This is a genomic window from Candidatus Eisenbacteria bacterium, from assembly GCA_035712145.1.
Lineage (GTDB): Bacteria > Eisenbacteria > RBG-16-71-46 > RBG-16-71-46 > RBG-16-71-46 > DASTBI01.
Genome location: DASTBI010000067.1, coordinates 1 through 20,894, shown reverse-complemented (window position 1 = coordinate 20,894; position 20,894 = coordinate 1). Strand labels below are relative to the sequence as shown.

The following is a 20,894-nucleotide window of genomic DNA, read 5'->3' as shown; positions in this document are numbered from 1 at the left end:
GAAGCGGCAAGCATGAACGCGAGAGCCAGGAAGCCGATCCATCGCTTCATGAAGCTTCTCCTTTCCATAGAAGGATCTGGCCGAAGCGGCCTACCACCGTACGCAGGGCAGGACACGGTCCGATCCAAACCCACACCGATGTGCGAGACGAAGACGCCGGAAGATTCGCAAGGATGCGGCTCACGTCTCGGCGCGTGGAGTGGCATCAACGTCTAGCCCCGCGGCGCTCGCCCTGTCAAGATGGCGCGATGCGCGGGCTCGTCCTACTGCTTGGAACGGTGCTCATCGTTTGGGTCCTCTGGGATACGTTCGAGACCATCCTGCTGCCCCGCCGCGCTCCCGGAAGGCTGCGTTTCTCCCAATTCGTCCTGCGCTGGCTGTGGCTACCGTGGTCGAGAGTGAGCGAGCTTTTCGTGGGGCGCTCGAGACGTGAAGGGTTTCTCGCCTACTACGCGCTCCTCTCGCTCGTGCTCCTGCTGATCGTGTGGGCCACCAATCTCGTCCTGGGCTTCGCCATGGTCCACTGGGGCGTCGGCTCGAAGCTGGCGGGCGCCGGAGATCTGACCGGATTCGCCCGCGACCTGTACATGAGCGGCACGACGTTCTTCACGCTCGGACTCGGCGACCTTCACCCGGTCTCCAGCGCCGCGCGCATGATCACGGTGATCGAGGCCGGCACCGGATTCGGCTTCCTCGCGGTCGTGATCGCCTACGTGCCGGTGGTCTACCAGGCCTTCTCGAAACGCGAAGCACGGATCGCCGTGCTCGACCACTGGGCCGGCTCGCCCCCCTCCGCCGCAGTGATCCTGCGGCGCAGCTTCGAGGGCGGCGATCCGAGCGTCCTGCTGCCGCTCCTCAAGGATTGGGAAACCGCGTCCTCGGAGATCCTCGAGAGTCACATGTCCTATCCCATTCTCTGCTACTTCCGATCCCAGCACGACAACCAGTCGTGGCTCGCTTCCCTCTCCGCGATCCTCGACACCTGCTCGCTCGTGATCGCCGGCGTGGACCGGCTGGACTCGTTCCAGGCTCGGCTGACGTTCGCGATCGGACGCCACGCGCTGGTGGATATCTGCCAGACGCTGTCGCTGAGACCGGAAGAGATCCCGCCGATGGACCCCGCGGAGCGCCGCGAGCTGCGCCGATGGCTGGCCGAGGCCTCGGTCCGCCTCAGCGACGACGCCGACGCGGATCGCAAGCTCGACGAGCTGCGCGTGCTCTATCGGCCTTACGCGGAAACGCTGTCACGGTTGCTGCGCATGCCCCTGCCGTCCATGCTTCCGCCTCCCGGAACACGCTGCAACGGGGAGACGGCATGGGCCAGGACCGCGCCCAACGACGCGCATCGAGCCTCGTGATCGCAAGCCTTCGGGCTAGCGAGGCGGTCTTGGGACCGTGTCGTTCGGCGAGGGAATCGGCATCGTGTCCCGGCGCGGCAACGTGTCGCTGATCGCCGCCGGGCCGGCCATCGTGCCGAGTGCCGAGGCTTCCGTGCTCTCGACCGTGCTCTGCTCGGGGCTCGGCGCACAGCCAGCCGTCGACGCCAGTGCCGCGATCCACCACGCGATCGGTCGCAGGCGAAACCCAGATTTCATCATGGTGCCTCCTCGATCCGAGGATCACGGCCCGCAGCCCGAGGCAACATGGGGTGTTCGCCCGATGGGCGCCTGGATCACTTCCCAGTCAAGGCTGGACTGACCTCGAACGTGTGCTCGAAGTAGCGGGATCGCCAGCCCGGATGGGTGCGATCCAGCAGGAGTCCTTCCGCGGCCCCGATGCTGTAGAAGGCGGTTCGCCCGACGTTGTCGAGCGGCATCGCCAGCTCGCGCTCGAGGCGGCTCATCGCGCGCGCCGCTTCGTCGGCGAAGGAGTGATAGTCGGGAAGCGCCCGGAATGCCGCGCTCGGCTTGTAGCCGGCCGCCGCCATCGAAGCGATACGGACTTCCGTATAGCGCGCGATCCCCTCCTGCCACAGCTGGAAAGCGAGGTACTTGGCATCGTCGGCGCCCAGCGTGGCGTGCGTCTGCTTCCGCACGTCGAGGTACGCCGACCAGACGCTCCGGAACCGGCCGGGCGGTGCCTGGAGCGCCGAATCGAGCTGGGAGCGCATGTGCGTGAATCGGCGAACCGTCTCGGGGTCCCGGTAGGGGAAGGGGTACTCCAGCATCCACAAGCCGGTCGTGTCCCCGCGCGCCAGATCGAGGGCTTTGACCTTCGCCTGGTAGTCGGGCCGCGAGTACTGGAGCTGGTGGAAGTGCTCGTGAAGCAGGGTCGTCACCCACGAGGTCGAGGTTTTCACCTGCGTGCTCTCGGCCTGGCCGATCACGATGGTCGGCACGCCTTCGACGAAGAACGTCGCCAGGAAGTGCGGGTCGTATTGTCTCGGCCGGGTCCACACCTCCGATTGCAGCAACGAGTCCCGCCCGATCGACCGGAAGCTCGAGGGCGGCCGCGGATGGCGGACCAGGAACTCGAGATCACCGGTGACCAGCAGGACGGCGAAGGGCGCGCGGCTCCACTCCGCCCACAATCGATCGCCGATCTTGTCGGCGAGCCGGAAGGCCTCGGCCAGCCGGGTGCGATCGATGGCCGGGATGGTGGCGGCGCGCGATGCGGTGGCTTGCGTTGCGGGTCGAGCCGGGGGCGGCGAAGCGGGCGCCCCCGTGGAGTCCGAAGCAGGCGGCGCGACCGGCTGCGCCGCCGCCATGGCGAAGGGCATGAACAGAAGCAGCCATGCCGCCCATCGGGGGAAGGATTTCATCGCGACACCTAGGACTCCACGCGAATGGACAGCTCCTTCAAGGTCTGCGGCTCCACTTCGCTGGGGCATCCGTCCATCAGGCTCACGGCGCTGGCGGTCTTCGGGAAAGCGATGACTTCACGCAGGCTCTGGCTCCGGGTGAGCAGCATGATGATCCGGTCGAGCCCGATGCCGATTCCGCCGTGCGGCGGCGAGGCGAACTGGTAGGCCTCGAGCAGGAATCCGAACTTCTGATAGGCCTCATCGCGCGACAGCCCGATCACCTTCATCACCCGCTCCTGGATGTCGGTGCGATGAATCCGGATCGAGCCCGACCCGAGCTCGGTGCCATTGCACACCACATCGTAGAGGATCGCCAGCACCTTGTCGGGCGCGGTCTCGAGGTGCTCGAGATCCTGAGGTCGCGGCATCGAGAACATGTGGTGACGCGGCGACCACCCCTTGCGGTCAGGGTCCCATTCGAAGAGCGGAAAGTCCTTCACCCACAGGAAGGCCCACTCGTTCTCCTTCCCCTTGAGTCGAGACTCGCCAAGCTGCGTGCGCAGAGCGCCCAGCGCCTTGAGGGTCAGCTCCCATGGGCCGCTGGTGAAAACGACGGCGTCTCCCGGCTGAGCCTTCACCTTGGCGAAGAACTCGTCGAGCAGCTCACCCGGGAAGATGACCTGCTGTTTCTCGCGGTCCTGCGGCTGGACCTTGAAGAAGCTGAGCCCGCCTCCACCCGCGGCCTTCACCACGTCCTCGTACTTGCGGAGCTGGGTGCCCGAGACTTCGGCGCCGCCGGGAACGGTGAGCGCGACGCCGACGCCCCCCTCCTTCTTCGCCCATTCGGCAATGACGTTGCGCGGCGAGCGCGCGTGGATCTGGGTGGTGTCCACGAACTCCAGGCCATAGCGCACGTCGGGCTTGTCGGTGCCGAAGCGCAGCATGGCCTCGCGGAAGGTGAGCCGGGGGAACGGCCGCTTGAGCTCCACGCCCAGGCATTCCTTCCAGACCGCGACCATGAGCCCCTCGACCGCGTCGAACACGTCCTCCTCGGACACGAAGCTCATCTCGAGGTCGATCTGCGTGTGCTCGGGCTGCCGGTCGGCGCGCAGATCCTCGTCGCGCAGGCAGCGCGCGATCTGGAAGTACCGGTCGCATCCGGACACCATGAGCACCTGCTTGTAGAGCTGCGGCGACTGCGGCAACGCGTAGAACTTGCCGGGATGCACCCGTGACGGGACGACGTAGTCGCGCGCGCCTTCCGGGGTCGGTTTCACCAGGAGCGGGGTCTCGATGTCCAGGAAGCTCTGGCTCGACAGGTAACGGCGCGCCGCCATGGTCGCCGTGTGCCGCACCGCCAGGTTGCGAGCCAGCTCGGGCCGGCGCAGGTCGAGGTAGCGGTATCGCAGCCGCAGATCCTCGTTGGCGACGTGCATCTCTTCGTTGACCTGGAAGGGAAGGGGAGCCGCCGCGGCCAGCACCTTGAGCTCGCGGGCCTCGAGCTCGACCTCGCCGGTCGGCAGCGCGGGGTTGAGCGACTCGGCCGGGCGCATGACGACCGACCCGCGCACCGCGATCACCCATTCGTGTCCCAGCTCGGCGGCGCGCTCGACCAGGGCCGCGCCGCCGGACTCGGGCCTGAACACCACCTGAGTGATGCCGTAACGGTCCCGGAGGTCGACGAAGATCACACCGCCGTGATCGCGCACCCGGTGGACCCATCCCATCATGATGGCGGGGCGTGAGATGTCGCTGCGCGTCAGCTCGCCGCAGGTGTGGGAGCGCCGCCAGTCTCCGAGTCCTTCGAGCAGGAGGCCACGCGGCGCCGTGACGCCCGAGGCTCCTGATCCGTCCGTTGGGTTCATCCGCTCGTGCTCTCCTACGGTGCTTCGCCGGTGAGGTGCGCGAAAAGGTGCCGGAGGATAGCACGCCCCAAGGGCGGCGCGGTCTCTAGGAGCCTTTCTTTCCGAGGCTCGGCCGGGGCGGTACACGACATCGACGATCTGACGCTCGCAACGTCCGAGGCTGGCGGTCTACTCGTCGTCCTCGAAGGTCTCGGCGCCGTCCGTCTGCTCGAGCTTCCGATCGATGGTATCGACCAGGTCGTCGGCATCCACCGTCTCCTGGGATCCGTCGCTCATGTCCTTGACGACGATCTCGCCTTTCTTCCACTCGTCGTCCCCCAGGATCAGGACGAGGCGCGCGCCCGCCTTGTCGGCGGCCTTCATCTGCGCGTTGAGGTTGCGGCTTTCCAGATCGTGATCCACCGCGTAGACCGTGCGCAGCGCGCGGACGAACCCGGGCACGAACGGCCGCGTGCCGTCGGTCGCGGCAACGTAGAGGAAGATCGGGGGCGGCAGCGCCGCCGAGCGATCCTCGAGCGCCAGCAGCGTCCGATCGAGACCGATCGAGAACCCCACCCCGGGTGTCGGCGGCCCGCCCAGCGCCTCGATCAGACCGTCGTAGCGCCCCCCGCCTCCGAGGGCGCTCTGCGCGCCGAGCGAGCGGTCGTGCACCTCGAACGCCGTGCGAGTGTAGTAATCCAGCCCACGAACCAGGCCGTGATCGATCGCGTGCTCGATGCCGAGCTGTTCCAGCCCGGCCAGCACGTCGTCCCAGTGCTGCCGGGACTCGGGATCCAGCACGTCCACCATCCGCGGCATCGGTCCCGCAGGACCTTTGCCCGACAGGATCTCGAGGTCTCCCTCGTCCTTGCTGTCGAGCACCCGCAGCGGGTTGGCCTCGAGGCGATTCTGTGAGTCCTGCGAAAGCCGGTCCTTCACCGGAGCCAGCCACTCGCGCAGCTTGTCGCCATACGCTCGGCGTGTCGCGGGCGTGCCCACGCTGTTCACCGCGACGCTCAGGTTCTCGAAGCCCCAGGCCTCGAAGATGTCGACGAACAGCGCGATGATCTCCACGTCCGCGCCCGGCGCCGGCGTTCCGATCAGCTCCGCGCCGATCTGCCAGAACTGACGGTAGCGCCCCTTCTGCGGGCGCCCGTAGCGGAACATCGGCCCCCCGTACCACAGACGGTGGACGCGGCCCTGCGCGGCAAGATTGTGCTCGAGGTAGGCCCGACATACCCCCGCCGTCGCTTCGGGCCGCAGCGCCAGGTCGCGGCCTTTGAGGTCGTTGAAGCGATACATCTCCTTCTGGACGACCTCGCTCGCTTCGCCGGACGTGCGCGCGAACAGCTCGAAATCCTCGAACATCGGCGTTCGAATCTCGCGGTACGTATAGCGGTCGAGGACCTCGCGGGCCTTGGCTTCCGCCCACTGCCAGCGCGGGGTCTCGGAAGGCAGGAGGTCCCGGGTGCCGCGCGGCGCCTGGTGCTTGGAAGAGGTCATGGCCGCCTGAACCACACGTAGACGAGCTGCCCGAGCGAGAGGCCGATGGAATCGGCGATCAGGTCATAGACGTTCGAGTCGCGGTTCGGCACCGTCGACTGGAAGGCCTCGTCGGCCGCCGCGATCCCGGTGCCGATCGCCACCGCCACGAGGCCGGCGAGCAGCATGGTGTTGAGCCGCGGGAGCGTGATCAGCGCGCGCGCCAGGAGAACACCCAGTCCGCCGTATTCGAGGAGGTGCGCCACCTTGTCCGAGTACTCGAACTGGACCGGCGGCGCCAGGCCCGGCTGGGCGCTGAGCACGAAGATCAGGCTGACGTAAGCGAGCACCGGCAGCCAGTAACGAACGAAACGTTGCCGGAGTCCGTCGTGCGCCAATGCGTCCTCCCTGGAGATGTTGACGTGGAGCGGCGGCAGAATAGCACGCGTCTTCGTCCCGTCGCTAAGGGAGCGACAGACGATAGAAGATGGGGCCGCCGCGCGTGGCGAAGTACGGCGTAGCCTTCACGCCGAATGTCCGCTCGAGGCGTGGCATCAGCGAGAATTGCGCGTAGTGCCGGCGCTGCATGGCCGGTGGATAAAGCCAGTGAACCGAGCGCGTCCCCGCATGCGACTCCATCATGAACACCGGCCTCGTCCCACGCAGCGCCGCCGCGACTCGCGAGTGCTCCTCCGGCCACAGGAGCTGCCGGGAGGCCAGCAGCGTGTCGCGCGGCGGGCCGGCGTAGTAGTCGAGCGTCATCGCGTAGCTCCAGCTCGTGACGATGATGGATCCTGGCGGAACCTTTCGCAGTCCCTCGAGCATGCCCTGGCGCATCTTCTGGTCGTAGGGCTGCAGCCAGACCAGCAGCGACGTGAGCGCATAGAGTGCGAGCGTCAGTCTGGTCATCGCACGCGTGCCGCTGCGCTCGAGCCCCGCGACCACACCGAACGCGATGATCACGGCAATGATCGGATAGATCGGCAGCAGGAAGACGCCGTCCTCGGTGACGGTGAGGATGGCGATGATGTGAGAGACGAGCAGGCCGGCCAGCGCGCCGATCCACATGGGACGGCGACGCCAGGCGATCACCAGGCCCACGGCCAGGAACGGGAGCATGAAATGGAAGTTCTTCACGATCGCCACGGCGTTGTCGATGCCCTTCGCGCTGGTCTGTGCCACGTTGCTGTCGACCAACAGTCCTCGCGTCCCATAGAAGTAGTCCCGCCAGACCAGCGCGAGCACGGGCAGGAAGGTGAGAGCGCCGACCACTCCCATGACCAGGAACGGCTTCCACTGGCGGGTTCGAATCGCTTCGGCGGCGAAGAAACCCACGATCAGCACCGCGAGCGGCGTGGTCAGCGTGGCGAGGCCCAGGGAGATGCCGGCCACGACCGGCCGCCCTCTCACGTAGGCCAGGTAGGAGGCCACGCTCAGCACGAGCTGCAGCGCGTAGACTTCGGCTTCGGTGCCCTGCTGAAGCACCACACCCGCGAACAGCAGAACGAAGAGCGCCCAGACCGACGTGCGCTGGTCCTCGCCGATCGATCGGTAGAGATGCCACGAGAGCCACAGCGCGGCGGTCATCAGCAGACCGGAGAAGACGATCAGCGATGTGTCCGTTGAAATGCCCAATGGCTTGGTCGCCTGCACCACCAGCCAGCCCACGAGGTAGTAGAGGAGATGGAGCGTGCGCTCGCCAAAAGCCCGGGTCTCGATCTGATGGGCGTAGACCGCCGCATCACCGTGGAGGAACCGAGCGCGAGCGAGGTAGAAGAAGGCCAGCACCAGCACGGCGCCCAGAGCCCATCCCCATCGAGGAATGCGGCGTGTCGCGGCGGCCGGAGCGTGAACGCTGGACAGAGGGAGGCCTCGGTGATGAGTACGTGGACGAGCGGCGAACAAGCTTAGAAACGCGCGGCGAGAGGGGTCAAGAGCCCTCGCCTCGGTGAAGAATGTTCCGCATCTTGAAGGTTCCACCGCTCCCGGGTCCACCCGCGGCCAGGGCCTGGCTCGAGCGGGCCGGCTCAGTCTCTTCCGGCGCACGGATTTGCTGGTGGGGTATGGAGGGAATGGGCTGGCATCGATCTGGCTCATCTCCCTGTTGTTTCCTGTCATTTCCCGAACCTGCGAGGTCAACCATGGCTCGAGCTCCAGCGGCAACCCTGGCCGCCCTCATCCTGCTCGGCGGCTGCGCATCCGGCCTCAATCGTCCGGTCGTCAGCGTGGAGGCCAATACCGACGCGAATGGCGTGCAGCACGTGGAAGTGAACATGCACAGCTTCTATTTCGAGCCCAATCGCATCGTGGTTCACGCCGGCAAGCCCGTAGACCTGGAGTTCAAGAACCGGTCGATCTTCGTGCCCCACAACTTCACGATCCACGAGGAAGGGCTGACCGTGGATGTCGACAAGTGGGGGCTCGGATCGGCGCACGCGCGCTTCACCGCGCCGGAGCCGGGTGAATATCGGTTCTTCTGCCACGTCGGCGAGCATGGCAAGAAGGGCATGGTCGGAACGCTCGTGGTGGTGCCGTGACGGCGCATCCTCGGCTGCTCTCCGTCGCCACGGCGGCACCCCCGAACATCCTGTGGCAGAAGGATGCGGAGCGTTTCGCACGCCATCTCTTCTCGGACGTCATCGCCACGGACCCACGCCTGGCCCTGGTTTTCGAGCATGCCGAGATCGAGAAGCGGCACCTCTGTGTGCCCCTCGAATGGCTCGGGAAGGATCACGATTTCGCCGAAAAGAACGCGCTCTACATGGAGCATGCGCTGAGCCTGGGCGCGGACGTCGCGCGCAAGGCGCTCGCCGAGGCGAGGCTTCCTCCGGACAGCGTCGACCACCTGGTGTTCGTATCCTCGACCGGTCTTGCCGCACCCAGCATCGATGCCCGGCTCGCCAACGTGCTCGAGCTGCGCGATGACGTCCGCCGCACACCGATCTGGGGACTGGGGTGCGCCGGCGGAGCGGTCGGTCTTTCGAGGGCTCGCGACTTCGCGCTCGCGGATCCGCGGTCGCGGGTGCTGCTCATCGCGCTCGAGCTGTGCAGCCTCACCTTCCAGCGCAACGACCTCTCCAAGAAGAACCTGGTCGCGGTCTCGCTCTTCGCCGACGGCGCGGCGGCCGCGGTGGTGAGCGGCGTGGAGAGCGTGGTCCCGCGCCACGGAGAGAATCCTCCGCTCGAGCTGCAGGGCTCGCGCAGCACGCTGTGGAAGGACACGCTCGACGTGATGGGCTGGGACATCGACGGCGACGGGCTCCATGTCGTGTTCTCGCGGGACATCCCGACCATCGTCCACGAGAAAGTGAAGCCGAGTCTCGATGCTTTCCTCGACAGCGTCGGCCTGGATAAGAGCCACCTTGACCATCTGGTGGCCCACCCCGGGGGGGTCAAGGTGCTCGCCGCCTACGCGAACGCGCTCGGATTGCCGGTCGAGGCTCTGGATCACGCCCGCGACGTCCTCCGCGAGTACGGCAACATGTCGGCTCCCACCTGCCTGTTCGTGCTCGACCGTTTCCAGCGAGCCCGCGAGATCGCGAAGGGAGACCATGCGGTGGTCACCGCGCTCGGCCCCGGGTTCTCCGCCGAGTACGTGCTGGTCGGGAGGGCGGCGTGAGTCTGCCCCCCATGGCATGGGCGCTGGGCCTGTTCCTGACCGTCATCGTCTTCCAGCGGATGGTCGAGCTCTCGATCTCGGCTCGGAACTCCCGTCGCTTGAAGCGCCGGGGGGCCCGCGAGCATGGCCGCTGGCACTTCCCGCTGCTGGTCGTGGTGCACGTCCTCTACCCCCTCCTGCTCGCCGCCGAGGTGGGGGGCTGGGGAACAGAGCCAGGACCATGGTGGCCGCTGTGGCTCGGGCTGTGGCTGGCCGCGCAGGCACTACGGTTTTCGGCCATTCGCGAGCTGGGCGAGCACTGGAACGTGCGGATCCTGGTGGTCCCTGGAGCCCCCTTGGTCAGGACCGGGCCGTACCGGTGGCTTCGTCACCCCAACTACGTGGCGGTCGTGATCGAGCTCATGGCGGGACCGATGCTCTTCGGCGCCTGGCGCACGGCACTGCTGATCTCGGCGTTGAACGCGATCGCGCTGACCATTCGCATTCGCGCCGAGGAACGGGCACTAGGTCCGGAACCGCTCGATGTGCACCGAGTCCCGGTGACGACGGCGACGCGTTGAGCTGCATCGAACGAAAATCGTCGATCGAGACAACAATTCTTCTTGCACTGCTTCCGCGACTCGCGCGAGAATTTCACTCCCCTCGCCGCATGCCTTGAACCGGGTTCCTTGGTCACGCGCGCAGCCGTGACCTGCTCGCCCCGCTTCCGGGCATCCCTGGCATTCCCGGTACACGAGCACGCACCCGAGTCGATATGCCCGCAAAGGCCGCCGCGGCGTACTTCCCATGCGCCGCGCGGCGGCCAAGCTCCCCGAGCCGCCCAGACCACTCCCGCTGACAACTGATTGCTGACTTTGGTCCGCACGAGCGAACGATCGCCGTTCGCCCGCAGGGGACCACCATGACCCATGGCCTCTGGAGGGCACATGATCAACCTTTCATTTCCAGGCCGGCCGCGAGCCTTGCTCCTGCTGATCGCGCTGTTCGCGACCCAGGCGAGGACGCCCGCAGGCGCGCTGGCTCTGGTCGAGGACGCGACCGGCGAAGGAGCGGCCATCGAGGCCGCGGCGCGCTGGGATGCGTTCGCGGTCAGCAGCGCCAAGAGCCGGATCGCCACCGAGACGCACGGCATCTCGGTGCGGCTCGCGGACGGCGATCGCGCGACGTTCTCGCGCGCAGCCGACATCAGCCCGGCGCCCAGCGCGGTGCTCTGCACCTTCAACGTTTCGGTATCCGACATCGGCGCCGAGCGGATCACCTCACAGGTCTTCCGCATGGGCTGGGACTTCTCCAACTCCAACGCCGACGAGCCGGATGCCCGGACGTATGCGGCGCTGGGTCTCACGGCCAGCGAAGCCGATGCCTTCCAGGTTCGCGACCTGGTGGGCGGCCGGGGCAGCGCCACCTTCCGGGGCACCCAGGCCGTTTCCTGGGTGATCAACAACTCCGGCCGGGCGATGAGCTACGACGCGCCCAACGGCCAGGTGGAAGTGGTGGGGGACGACCGCATGGACGTCTGGGTCGCACGGGAGCGGGTGTTCGACGACATCCTGGTGGCGAATCGCGACGGGCGGATCCGCGACCTCAAGTGGGTCTGGGGCCGCGGCTCCGGACACACGCAGTTCGACCGTTTCGAGATCCGCACGCTTCCGGAGGCTTCGGCTTCCGCGGATGCGGCGATCGCCTCGTCATCGCCATTGGAAGGCAATCCGCAACCGGGCGACGGCTCGATCGCGCTCGAGCGCCCCACACCCAACCCTTTCAGCAACGCCATGCGCTTCGCGTACGCGATCCCCGCGGGCCGTAGCCCGGTGGACATCGGCGTATTCGATGTCGTGGGGCGGCGCGTGCGCCTGCTCGCTCGCGGTCCTCAAGCGGCCGGCCAGTACGAGGTGCGCTGGGACGGACGCGGCGATGACGGCAAGCGTGTCAAGCAAGGCGTCTATTTCCTGCGGGCCTCGATCGGCGCATCGAGCCGGGTCTCGCGAATCATCTACCTGCCCAACTAGCGCGGCCCGCCCGCCCCTCATTGGAGAACAGCACCCATGCCTCTCGGAAGAAAGACCTCGCTCGCGTTCCACACGCTCGTGGCGCTGGCCATGCTGCTCGGCCAGATCCCGGGGAACGCGTTCGCCAACGACCTCAGCACGTTGCCCTGCACGGCCGAAGACGTCGAGATCGTCGGATCGGGCATCGTGATCAACGAGCCCTGCTCCTGCACCCCCGGCAGCACCTTCAACGCGACCGTCCAGTTCACCGTCCGGAACAACACCAGCACCGGCCGGTACTGCATCTCGCTCCACCTCATCCCCGACGGCGTGGTGCTCACCCAGCCGGTCGATGTGGTGCTCCGTGACATCAATGGTGTCAGCACGGCGCCCGGGAAGAGCGGCGGCGCGCGTTACAAGGACACCATCATGTATGGCACCATTCCCAACTATCCGTGCAATGCCGGCATCACGTGCTTCGGCAGTGCGGGCGTGGTCCGCGGCAAGTGCTCACCGGGCGAGTGCACCACGGTCTCGTGGAACACCAGCAACGGCGCGGCGACGTGCACCGTGGCGGACCAGAGTCCTCCCGGAGGCCAGTGCCGCCATCAGCAGGTGTGCGTGATCGGCTACGGCGCCACGCTCCAGTGCACCGCGAACTGCAACGTGAGCTGTGGCAACAGCGCCACGCTGCGGGCCTGTGTGGTGGGTCCGATGGATCGCGGTCCCTACCAGATGACGCTGGTCGGTGACGACGGCAGCTCGGCGACGCAGAGCACCTTTGGCGATGCGTCCGGCACCGCATGCCTCAACTTCACCGTCAATCCGACCAAGAGTCCGACGACCACCTACACCTTGACCGTCACGGACAAGAACGGCTGTACCCGCACCGCGACCGCTTCGGTCGGTGTGACGCCGACCACCGCGACGATCACCCCTCCCGCCAATCCCGGTTGCAACGGGGTCCTGGTCTACACCGCGTCGGTGAGCGGCCAGACCTGCAGCTTCACCTGGACGGTGGATGGCCAGTCGCTGGCGACGTTCCTGGCTGGTGGCGGCGCGGATGACGCGCGCGTGGCGCGAGTCAGCGGCACCGGCTCGACCACGTTCGCCTTCCGCGCCCTCGATGGCGCGTGTCACACCATCGGGGTGACCGCGAGCTGCCCGAATGGCAACCAGACCCCGTGCACGGCGACGGCCTCCACCAAGGTCAAGCAGTGCGTGGGAAATACGACCAACTGCCCGTAGTCGGGGCGGAACACGAGACGGGAGGGCGGCCCATCGCCCTCCCGTTCTCTTTTGCGTCTCCGAGGACCTGCACTTCCTTGCAGTGTCTCAGATTTTCCGATAGCCGAGTGGCGGGTCGGGGAATAGAATTCCGCTCATCTCAGGTGATCGTCCATTCCGAACGCCTTCGAGCGTCTCGCTACCAGGAGGCGAGCATGGAATCCCCCGTTCGGTCCCTGCCTTTAGCCGCGCTTTTCCTTCTCGCCGGATCGCTGTCCTTTGCTCCGATTTGCGAAGCGGTCACGGTGACTCTGCTGCCCTCGAAGGACAACACCCTCATCGAAACGCCGAACGGCAACAGCAACGGCGCCGGCGACGGCATCTACGTCGGCCGCGTTGGAACGCTCGGTGGGGGCTCCATGCGTCGTGGCGTCATGGCCTTCAATCTGTCGTCCATACCGGTGAACTCCACGATCAACTCGGTGACTCTGACGCTGCAGATGAGTCAATCGGTCAACTCCATCTCGGCGACGGTCACCCTGCATCGATTGAACGCCGATTGGGGCGAAGGAACCGCATTCGGCGCCGGAACCGGAGCCCCCGCGGGGACCGGCGACGCCACGTGGACCTATCGATTCTTCGCCACCGACGCGTGGTCGAGTGCCGGGGGTGACTTCGTGGCCCAGCCCAGCGCCTCCCAGACGGTGACCGACCTGGCCGCGTACGAATGGACGGGCCCTGGGCTTGTCGCCGACGTGCAGAGCTGGGTGAACACGCCGACATCGAACTTCGGCTGGTTGGTGTTCGGCAACGAGGCCACGCTGCAGGCCGTCAAGAAGTTCGATTCGAGAGAAGGATCCCAGCCGCCCGCGCTCACGGTGGATTACACGCCCCCCAGCACGGGCGTTGGATCCCACTCGGTCGCCGGCGTGGAGTTCGCGCCCCCTTGGCCCTCACCCGCATCCGGGCCGGTCCATCTCGGCTACACGCTGGCGCGCCCGGCCAAGGTGTCGCTGGCGATTCACGACGTCATGGGTCACGTCGTGCGACGTCTGGTCGCGGGCGCCACCCAGTCCGCCGGCTCGCACGGCCTGGTGTGGGATGGACGTACGGACTCGGGCGAACGGGCGCCGTCAGGTCTCTACCTGGCGCGCCTCGTCGTCGGCCAGGACCAGCTGCACCGAAGGATCCCACTGGTTCATTGATTCACCGGCCCGTTCCCGACCCGGGCCTGGGGTTGATCAGGATGTCCCCCGGCGGTTGAAACCCCGCCGACCTCGCAGCGCAACAACTCGCGAAGGAGGTTTCGTCCATGAAGTCGTCCCAGGCACCTCTACTGATGCTCGCTTCCCTGCTCTTCGCCGGCCCGGTCGGAGCGCAACAGGTGGGACCGCTGCCCGACATTCCTCGAGGCACCGTCGCCCTTCACCTGCATCCGCTGGTGACCGGACTCAGCGCTCCCGATTACGGGATCAACCCGCCCGGCGACCTGAACCGCCTGTTCGTGGTGGAACAGAGGGGGCTGATCCTCGTAATCGAGAACGGAGCGCTCCGGGCCACGCCCGCTCTCGACGTTCAGAGCCGCGTGTCGCCGCCGCTCAATCCCGGCAACGCGAATGACGAGCGCGGACTCCTCGGGCTGGCGTTCAGCCCGGGCTTCAACGACCCGAACCACGTCGGGTACCGGACGCTCTACACGTTCAGCGGCGAGCCGATCCCGCCCGGAACCTCACCCACCTATGTCGCGCCGAACAACGCCACCCAGAACTACAAGACCGTGGTCAACGAGTACAAGATGAGCGCGACGGACCCCAACGTCATCGATCCAACGACCCGCCGGGAGATCATCTCGTTCGGCAAGAACGCCGGGAATCACAACGGCGGAACGGTCGCTTTCGGTCCCGATGGCTACATGTACCTTGCGCTCGGAGACGGCGGCAACGCCAACGACGTCGGCGCGAGCCACATCGAGCCGGGCGGCAACGCGCAGAACCTCACCACGCCTCTCGGCAAGATGCTCCGCTTCGATCCCACGCATCCGTCGCTCACCATGGGCAGCGCGGATGCGGTGAGCGCCAACGGGCAGTACCGCATCCCCGCCACGAATCCATTCCAGGGACCGGGAGAGGTTCCGGAGACCTACGCGACCGGGCTGCGCAATCCCTACCGATTCGCCTTCGATCGCCTCAACGGGGAGCTGATCCTCGCCGACGTCGGACAGAACAACGTCGAGGAGATCAATCGCATCGCGCTGGGCGGCAACTACGGCTGGGCGGTCAAGGAAGGCGATTTCCTCTTCAATCGCGCCAACGGAACCATCGGCGCGCGTAGCCCCGGCGTCCCGGCAGGTCTCATCGACCCGCTTTCCGGTCCGGCCGGGACGCTCGAATACGACCACAGCGACGGCATCTCGATCACCGGCGGCTTCGTCTACCGGGGCACCGCGATCCCCGAGCTCTACGGCAAGTATGTCTTCGGCGACCTGGCGATCCGGAATGCCCCGCCGCGCATCGACGGCCGTCTGTTCTACGCCGACCTGGCGAGCGGCGAGATGGCGGAGTTCCGCCTTCCGCTCCTGGCCAATGACAAGCTGCCCAACCAGCTCACGGTCCACGGCTTCGGCGAGGACGGCCACGGCGAGCTCTACGCCATGGTCACGAACACTCCGGCCAACGGCACGGGAGGCATCGTCTACAAACTGTCTCCCGTGATCCCGATCGAATTCTCGCTCAAGCCCGAGACCATCGTCATCGGCGGCCAAGGCTCACCCAGGCGCGTCCAGGCGTTTCTCGAGCCGCAGCCACCCTACGCAGCGGCCGACATCGACGTGGCCAGCATCCGGATCAACAACTCCATCCCCGTGGATCTGTCGGGGTCGGCGCCGATCGTCATCGGCGACGAGGACGAAGACGGCATCCCGGACCTCAAGGTGTACTTCTCACGCAGCGCGCTCGAGCTGGCGCTCCCGATCGGCGAAGCGGTGGCCGTCAAAGTGACCGGCCTGCTCGGCGCCAGCGTGGGATTCGAAGGGAACGATACGGTTCGCATCAAGGGCGGCCACGTCACCCAGCCGACCGCGAACCAGATCGTCGCGCCGGGAGAGGCTTTCCTCATCGGTTACGAAGTCACGACTTCGGCGCCGTCGGTGGCCATGATGTACTCCGCGGATGGCGGAGCCTCGTGGAGCCTTCAGGTCTCGGAGGCGGCCAACACCGGGACGATCCAGTGGAACGTTCCCAGCGAGCCCTCCGACAACGCGCTGGTCGCGGTGGTGGAGATCGAAAGCGGACAGGCGGGCGGAGAAGTCACCGGAGTCGTCGCCGTGAGCGAGAGGTTCTCGATCTCGTCCGGACCGGTGGGCGTCGGCGGAGGCCGAGGAGTGACGGGCCTTCGCTCGCCGCACCCGAACCCAACCGGCGGTCCGGTGACGGTCGGCTTCTCGCTTGCTCGCCGCGGGAAGGTGGAGATTTCGGTCTTCGATCTCCAGGGTCGCCAGGTCGCGGATCTCGCACAGGGCGTCTACGAGGCGGGGTCCACGGAAGTCGTGTGGAGTGGCCGTCGGAACAACGGGCAGCAGGCCGAAGCCGGCCTCTACTTCGTCCGACTCCGCGCGGACGGAAAGGAATGGAACAAGCGGCTCATCCGCGTGAACTGAAGTTGACGCCACATGACACGGGAGGGCGCTCCGGCGCCCTCCCCTCTCGTTCCGTGATGCTCACACCTCGTGGAACAGCTCCGGCAGAAGGCGGGAGAGCCTTGACCACGCCCGGCGATGCCCCGTAGATTAGCCCGCCTTCCCTGGAGCGCCGCTAGCTCAATTGGCAGAGCAACTGACTCTTAATCAGTAGGTTGAAGGTTCGATTCCTTCGCGGCGCACCAACTTAGCTGACGGGCTGTAGCCCAACTGCTGATCCTGTCGGCAGTCGATCAACGAAAGCGCTGGGCGCGGTGGCGCATCACAGCAATCGAACTAGGGAGCCTTAGGGCCCTACCCGGTAGAGTTCCACTCTCTGCGGGGGTACCTGCACCAAGCTGTCTAGATTCCCGAAGGCGTAACTTCCGCCGTCTTTCGGCAAACGCCAAACGAGTTTGAGGCGGGCAGTCCACGTGCCACTTGTTGCATGAGAGGCAATTGAATCCGCACTGAACCCCAATTGCACCAGACAGCGGCCATTTGCATCTGCGGTACATCCAGGAAGCATTGCGCTGTTGACCTCACCGGGGTGGGCCACCCGGTCGATTCGTGAGCCAGTAACGAGGTACTGGCCTTGTTCAGACTGCTCGAGAACAGTGCCTAGATCGGCACACTGCGCGCCCGCAGGGAGCCGAAGCAGGACATCAGCCTGCAACCAGTTAACTCTATTATCGCGGTCCGGATCGGGAGATGACCAAGTGATGCTCTCAATTGCCGCGAGGTCAATTGGCGCTGTCTGAGATGCCTCCTTCTTACAACCAATGAGGGCAACGGAGACGAGCAAGAATAACTTAAGGACTGACTGATTCAGTCCAAGACCACAACTTTTCGGCTTGAACGAACCCACGCTCCAGGCTCGAAGCCTGCCGGCAACATCGTGAGTCCGCACCACGCACGTGCCGGGCTGGGGAGCTCCACTGTCGGCTCGACTCGGATCGGCGTCCGGCTTCACGAGGGGCGTGGTCCTTGACTCTCCCTGTTTAGGAACACCGTAACGAGTCCAATCGCTACGCCAAGCAGCACCAGGATTGCCGCCTCGCCAGCAAGAACAACGAACCCGAAGACACTTGCCAACTCTCCGGTACCGTCGCCGGGATTCACTACCGCAGAAATCGCGATGACCACGGCAGGAATCAGGATCAGGACTCCGCCGCAAGCTGCACCGGCGCCCGCTGCACGGGCGGCACTCATCGGCTCGCGAGCCGCAGCCAAAAGCCACCAGACGACCGGTACAACCGCCAGCACGTAGAGGGTAACGGCACCATATGGAAAGGGTGCCAGGGGACCATTCGCACGCTCATACCAGAAGGCTGGCGCGGCGAAGAGCACCGCAGGAAGCCATGTCCTTCTCACAAACTCGCCCATCTTGGTCCTCGGTAACCGGTGACCTCATGGTTGAGAGATGAGCTCCCGTCCCTACTCGACCGGCAGACAGGAAGCCCGGTGGAGTCGCACCCTCCCAGCATCACATTTCACGCTGGCCCCGGATCTCCCCAATTCAATCGGCGGTCCCCCTCAGCGGGTGTAGCCCAACTGTAGCCGCGCGAACCGGGACGAACCGGGACGAGCCGTGTTTTCGACCCAGACGAAATCGGGGCGAAGCGCTTGGCTCGTCACGCTTCACCCCGATTCGTCCCGGTTCGCCCTGACCCCTCCATCCGACTCTTAATCAGTAGGTTGAAGGTTCGATTCCTTCGCGGCGCACCAACTTAGCCACAAGCATCCACTGCTTGGTCCCGTCTTCTCTGAGATCGGTTTGAACGATCCCTTGAGGCCAAGGTGCGGCTCACGACCTCCCGGGCCGCGCCGTCCCCGGGCGCATCTGGGGAGACGCCTCGTCGTCGGGCCTGACAAGCAGACCTGACTTGGTGCCATTCCCGGCAGGTTCCACTCGCGCCACTGCTGCCGGTAGGGCGGTGATGAATCTGCTGTCGGAGTAGCGTTTGTGCGGGCGAGGGTGGTTCAAGCCCGGCGGGCACAAGAGTTGCGCATACGATGCGCTGCTCCTGAGGGCGGGCGCGGCACGCCGAGACCGTCGGAGGTCCGCCTCCCACTCGAGCGGGAGTGAAGGGAGGTCGATTTTTATGCGCAGGTTACTGATTGCATTCGCCCTGCTGCTGTTGCTGCCGATCGAGGCGCGGGCGCAGTCCAAGCCGGAGATCCGACCATTCGCGGGAGTCCTCGTCCCGACCGGCGATCAGCGCGATCTTCTCCAGGACGCCTTCCTGGCAGGCGGCCAGCTTGCCTTCGAACTGGCGGATCGCTTTCACATCGTTGGGACGTTCGGATTCGCCGGTCCCGATCTCAACCAGAACGTCGCGTCCGGCGGCCACATGCACATCTATCAGGCTGACGTAGGCGGCGAGCTGTTCAAAGACATGCCGCTCGACAACGGATGGAGCATCCGGCCCTTCATTGGACTGGGGGGCGGTGTTCGGACCTACGATCCCACGGACGAGGGGGGTTCGAAGAGCTACCCGGCCGGTTACGGCGCACTGGGCAGCGAGTTTCAAATGTCGCGAGTCGCGATGCGTCTCGAGGCCCGTGATTACCTGACACAGTTCAAGGGGCTCACCGGCAACGACGACGTATCAACGCGGAACGAGGTCACGATTAGCTTGGGTTTGGCCTACCACCTTCGCTGAAGACTGCTCGAACTCGTCGAGGACTCAGCGCCTCCCACCCTCGCCGGGTGGGAGGCGCGCATTTGAGTGGTGGGACCACTGGTCCCGTTTTGTGTCCCTTCGGGTGCCCCTCGATGCCTCCTACTGCCCGCGCGCATCCTGCGCAATTCTTCGGCAGTCCTCGCAATTTCTTGCGCGACAATCGCTTCGTGCTGGCAGCAATTGTTGTCTCTAATCAGTAGGTTGAAGGTTCGATTCCTTCGCGGCGCACCAACTTGGCGACGTTCCCCGTCCGAATGGGCGGGAATTGCGCCGGGCGATCAGCCGGCGGCATCAGCGCCGAAAAGCTTTCGCAGAGCTCGGATGCGCAGCAGGTGATGGTCGTCGTGCTCGGCGACGAACTGCGCGCAATCCACAAGTCGCATCGGCGTCTTGAGCCGCTCGTGGAACGAGCTCGCGCGCTGCAAGCCCTCGGGCGCCTCAAGGAGTGCCGCGACCAGCCGCGCCCGCCGCTCGGACAGCTCGGCGAGCGTCGCCGCCAAGGGGCGTGTCTGATGGCGCTCGGCGAGTGTCTGGAAGCGCGCCGCATCGGCGGGTGTGTACGTCGCACGACCCTGGCGCAGGTCTTCGATCCGCTCCTGCCACAGCTCCTCGGTGTCCGACAGATGGCCGACGTTCTGAGCGATCGACCAAGTGTTCTCGTTGCGGCGGTGCGCGGTGACCTCATCGAGCTCGGCGAGCAGCGGACCAAGCCGCGGCACGACGCCGCGCAGGCGCTCGATCATGTCCAGGAGCATCCACGGTGGATGGACGAACTGAAACGTCCGGTCGATCCAACGAGGGCGGGTGAGCTCGGGCGTCATCATCGGTCTCGGTGGCCTCACCTCTGGTGGACTCTCAGGTGAACGATCTCTGTTGTGCTGCGTGACAGTCGCATGTATCCGGCCCCGCCGCTGTTTGATCCGGCTTGATGTGAGTCAGATCACTCCGCCTCAGGCAGTGACAGATTCTCGATGACCGCCCTGAGGTCAGCCGAGTAGACCTCGCCCTTCTTGAGACTCCCCCGTTCGAAGCCGATCGGGCGGATCTTGAACTCGCGCGCGGCCCCCACCGCATCATCGGGTCCGCTGCCGTGATGCTGGCGTCTCCACGCTCGAGCTTGAGCAGTATGTGGTGCTCTGGGTGTGTTTCATTCCGTACATCGTTCATGCATCACCCTCATGAGGCGGGGACCCCAACCGGGCTAGGGTTGTTTGGGAGGGTAAGCCCGTTGAGTCTTCGACGAAATCCTCTTCCGTCTGAGAGGACTGTAGCCCAACCGTAGCCACGCGAACCGGGAGGGAACCGAATCAAGCGTGATTTCGGGTCGCACGAAAGTTGGGCGAAGCGCGTGCATTCACCGCGCTTCACCCGCCGTCATGCTCGGGCCCGAAGTGAGCGATCAGCCCGAGATCAACAAGGTGGTGAAGGCCTTCGAAGAGGGCTTCCACGAAAAACTTCGCAAGGCCGAGAAGGAGCGCGCGACACGCGCAGCAAAGCAAGACGGTGGAGACGACTAGCGATCGCTCGCCCGGCCTAGCCAGCACCCACGCGAAACGGGACGACGGGTCCCGTTTCGCGCACCCTCCTGTGCCCGCGAATGCCCGCGCGTTCTGAGCCCGAGTTTTGTCACA

19 protein-coding genes and 1 tRNA gene are annotated in these 20,894 nt (G+C 65.9%); 11 read left to right on the top strand and 9 right to left on the bottom strand.

Annotated features, from left to right (window positions below; all coding sequences use genetic code 11):
- The first annotated feature begins 248 nt into the window (after positions 1-248).
- On the top strand, positions 249-1,358 hold the full coding sequence (locus VFQ05_04085) for a potassium channel family protein (GenBank protein HET9325929.1): 1,110 nt from the start codon (positions 249-251) through the stop codon (positions 1,356-1,358).
- Positions 1,359-1,373: 15 nt separating this feature from the next.
- On the opposite strand, the gene VFQ05_04080 is transcribed toward VFQ05_04085, so the two are convergent.
- The 6 genes from VFQ05_04080 to VFQ05_04055 all read right to left on the bottom strand — a co-directional run bounded on the left by VFQ05_04080 (position 1,374) and on the right by VFQ05_04055 (position 7,863).
- Positions 1,374-1,595 (bottom strand): hypothetical protein, encoded by a 222-nt coding sequence (locus VFQ05_04080; protein ID HET9325928.1) that lies wholly within the window; start codon positions 1,593-1,595, stop codon positions 1,374-1,376.
- Positions 1,596-1,672: 77 nt separating this feature from the next.
- Positions 1,673-2,761, bottom strand: coding sequence for a hypothetical protein (locus VFQ05_04075; protein ID HET9325927.1), 1,089 nt, complete (start codon positions 2,759-2,761; stop codon positions 1,673-1,675).
- An 8-nt stretch (positions 2,762-2,769) separates the two neighbouring features.
- Positions 2,770-4,608: an aspartate--tRNA ligase gene (gene aspS, locus VFQ05_04070; GenBank protein HET9325926.1), complete on the bottom strand. Its 1,839-nt coding sequence runs from the start codon at positions 4,606-4,608 to the stop codon at positions 2,770-2,772.
- Positions 4,609-4,776: 168 nt separating this feature from the next.
- Complete coding sequence (gene hisS, locus VFQ05_04065; GenBank protein HET9325925.1) at positions 4,777-6,090, bottom strand: histidine--tRNA ligase; 1,314 nt, start codon at positions 6,088-6,090, stop codon at positions 4,777-4,779.
- Positions 6,087-6,467 carry a VanZ family protein gene (locus VFQ05_04060; protein HET9325924.1) on the bottom strand — a complete coding sequence of 127 codons (381 nt, stop codon included), beginning with the start codon at positions 6,465-6,467 and terminating at the stop codon, positions 6,087-6,089. Before VFQ05_04060 ends, hisS begins: the two co-directional genes overlap by 4 nt.
- A 64-nt stretch (positions 6,468-6,531) precedes the next feature.
- Positions 6,532-7,863 carry a hypothetical protein gene (locus VFQ05_04055; GenBank protein HET9325923.1) on the bottom strand — a complete coding sequence of 444 codons (1,332 nt, stop codon included), beginning with the start codon at positions 7,861-7,863 and terminating at the stop codon, positions 6,532-6,534.
- A 347-nt stretch (positions 7,864-8,210) separates the two neighbouring features.
- Between VFQ05_04055 and VFQ05_04050 the strand changes: the two genes are divergently transcribed.
- The 8 genes from VFQ05_04050 to VFQ05_04015 all read left to right on the top strand — a co-directional run bounded on the left by VFQ05_04050 (position 8,211) and on the right by VFQ05_04015 (position 16,782).
- Positions 8,211-8,606: a cupredoxin domain-containing protein gene (locus VFQ05_04050; GenBank protein HET9325922.1), complete on the top strand. Its 396-nt coding sequence runs from the start codon at positions 8,211-8,213 to the stop codon at positions 8,604-8,606.
- The gene (locus VFQ05_04045) at positions 8,603-9,688 is read left to right on the top strand and encodes a 3-oxoacyl-[acyl-carrier-protein] synthase III C-terminal domain-containing protein (GenBank protein ID HET9325921.1); all 1,086 of its coding nucleotides are present in this window, start codon (positions 8,603-8,605) and stop codon (positions 9,686-9,688) included. Before VFQ05_04050 ends, VFQ05_04045 begins: the two co-directional genes overlap by 4 nt.
- Positions 9,685-10,248: an isoprenylcysteine carboxylmethyltransferase family protein gene (locus tag VFQ05_04040; GenBank protein HET9325920.1), complete on the top strand. Its 564-nt coding sequence runs from the start codon at positions 9,685-9,687 to the stop codon at positions 10,246-10,248. The genes VFQ05_04045 and VFQ05_04040 overlap by 4 nt, the downstream gene beginning before the upstream one ends.
- 366 nt (positions 10,249-10,614) lie before the next feature.
- The gene (locus VFQ05_04035) at positions 10,615-11,697 is read left to right on the top strand and encodes a FlgD immunoglobulin-like domain containing protein (GenBank protein HET9325919.1); all 1,083 of its coding nucleotides are present in this window, start codon (positions 10,615-10,617) and stop codon (positions 11,695-11,697) included.
- Positions 11,698-11,733: 36 nt separating this feature from the next.
- Positions 11,734-12,924: a hypothetical protein gene (locus tag VFQ05_04030; GenBank protein ID HET9325918.1), complete on the top strand. Its 1,191-nt coding sequence runs from the start codon at positions 11,734-11,736 to the stop codon at positions 12,922-12,924.
- Between the two features lie 284 nt (positions 12,925-13,208).
- The gene (locus VFQ05_04025; GenBank protein ID HET9325917.1) at positions 13,209-14,108 is read left to right on the top strand and encodes a DNRLRE domain-containing protein; all 900 of its coding nucleotides are present in this window, start codon (positions 13,209-13,211) and stop codon (positions 14,106-14,108) included.
- A gap of 107 nt (positions 14,109-14,215) precedes the next feature.
- A complete protein-coding gene (locus VFQ05_04020) occupies positions 14,216-16,558 on the top strand; it encodes a PQQ-dependent sugar dehydrogenase (GenBank protein HET9325916.1) in 2,343 nt (780 codons plus the stop codon).
- 148 nt (positions 16,559-16,706) lie between these two features.
- Positions 16,707-16,782: transfer RNA gene (locus VFQ05_04015), tRNA-Lys, on the top strand.
- 763 nt (positions 16,783-17,545) lie between these two features.
- Here VFQ05_04015 and VFQ05_04010 read toward each other — a convergent pair.
- Entirely contained in the window at positions 17,546-17,962 is a 417-nt protein-coding gene (locus tag VFQ05_04010; GenBank protein HET9325915.1) for a hypothetical protein, read from the bottom strand.
- Positions 17,963-18,681: 719 nt separating this feature from the next.
- Between VFQ05_04010 and VFQ05_04005 the strand changes: the two genes are divergently transcribed.
- Positions 18,682-19,242 (top strand): hypothetical protein, encoded by a 561-nt coding sequence (locus tag VFQ05_04005; GenBank protein HET9325914.1) that lies wholly within the window; start codon positions 18,682-18,684, stop codon positions 19,240-19,242.
- A 299-nt stretch (positions 19,243-19,541) separates the two neighbouring features.
- Here VFQ05_04005 and VFQ05_04000 read toward each other — a convergent pair whose 3' ends face one another.
- Positions 19,542-20,006, bottom strand: a complete 465-nt coding sequence (locus VFQ05_04000) for a DinB family protein (protein ID HET9325913.1) — start codon at positions 20,004-20,006, stop codon at positions 19,542-19,544.
- Positions 20,007-20,203: 197 nt separating this feature from the next.
- The gene (locus tag VFQ05_03995; protein ID HET9325912.1) at positions 20,204-20,332 is read right to left on the bottom strand and encodes a hypothetical protein; all 129 of its coding nucleotides are present in this window, start codon (positions 20,330-20,332) and stop codon (positions 20,204-20,206) included.
- A gap of 244 nt (positions 20,333-20,576) precedes the next feature.
- Between VFQ05_03995 and VFQ05_03990 the strand changes: the two genes are divergently transcribed.
- Positions 20,577-20,780: a hypothetical protein gene (locus tag VFQ05_03990; GenBank protein HET9325911.1), complete on the top strand. Its 204-nt coding sequence runs from the start codon at positions 20,577-20,579 to the stop codon at positions 20,778-20,780.
- Positions 20,781-20,894 lie beyond the last annotated feature (114 nt).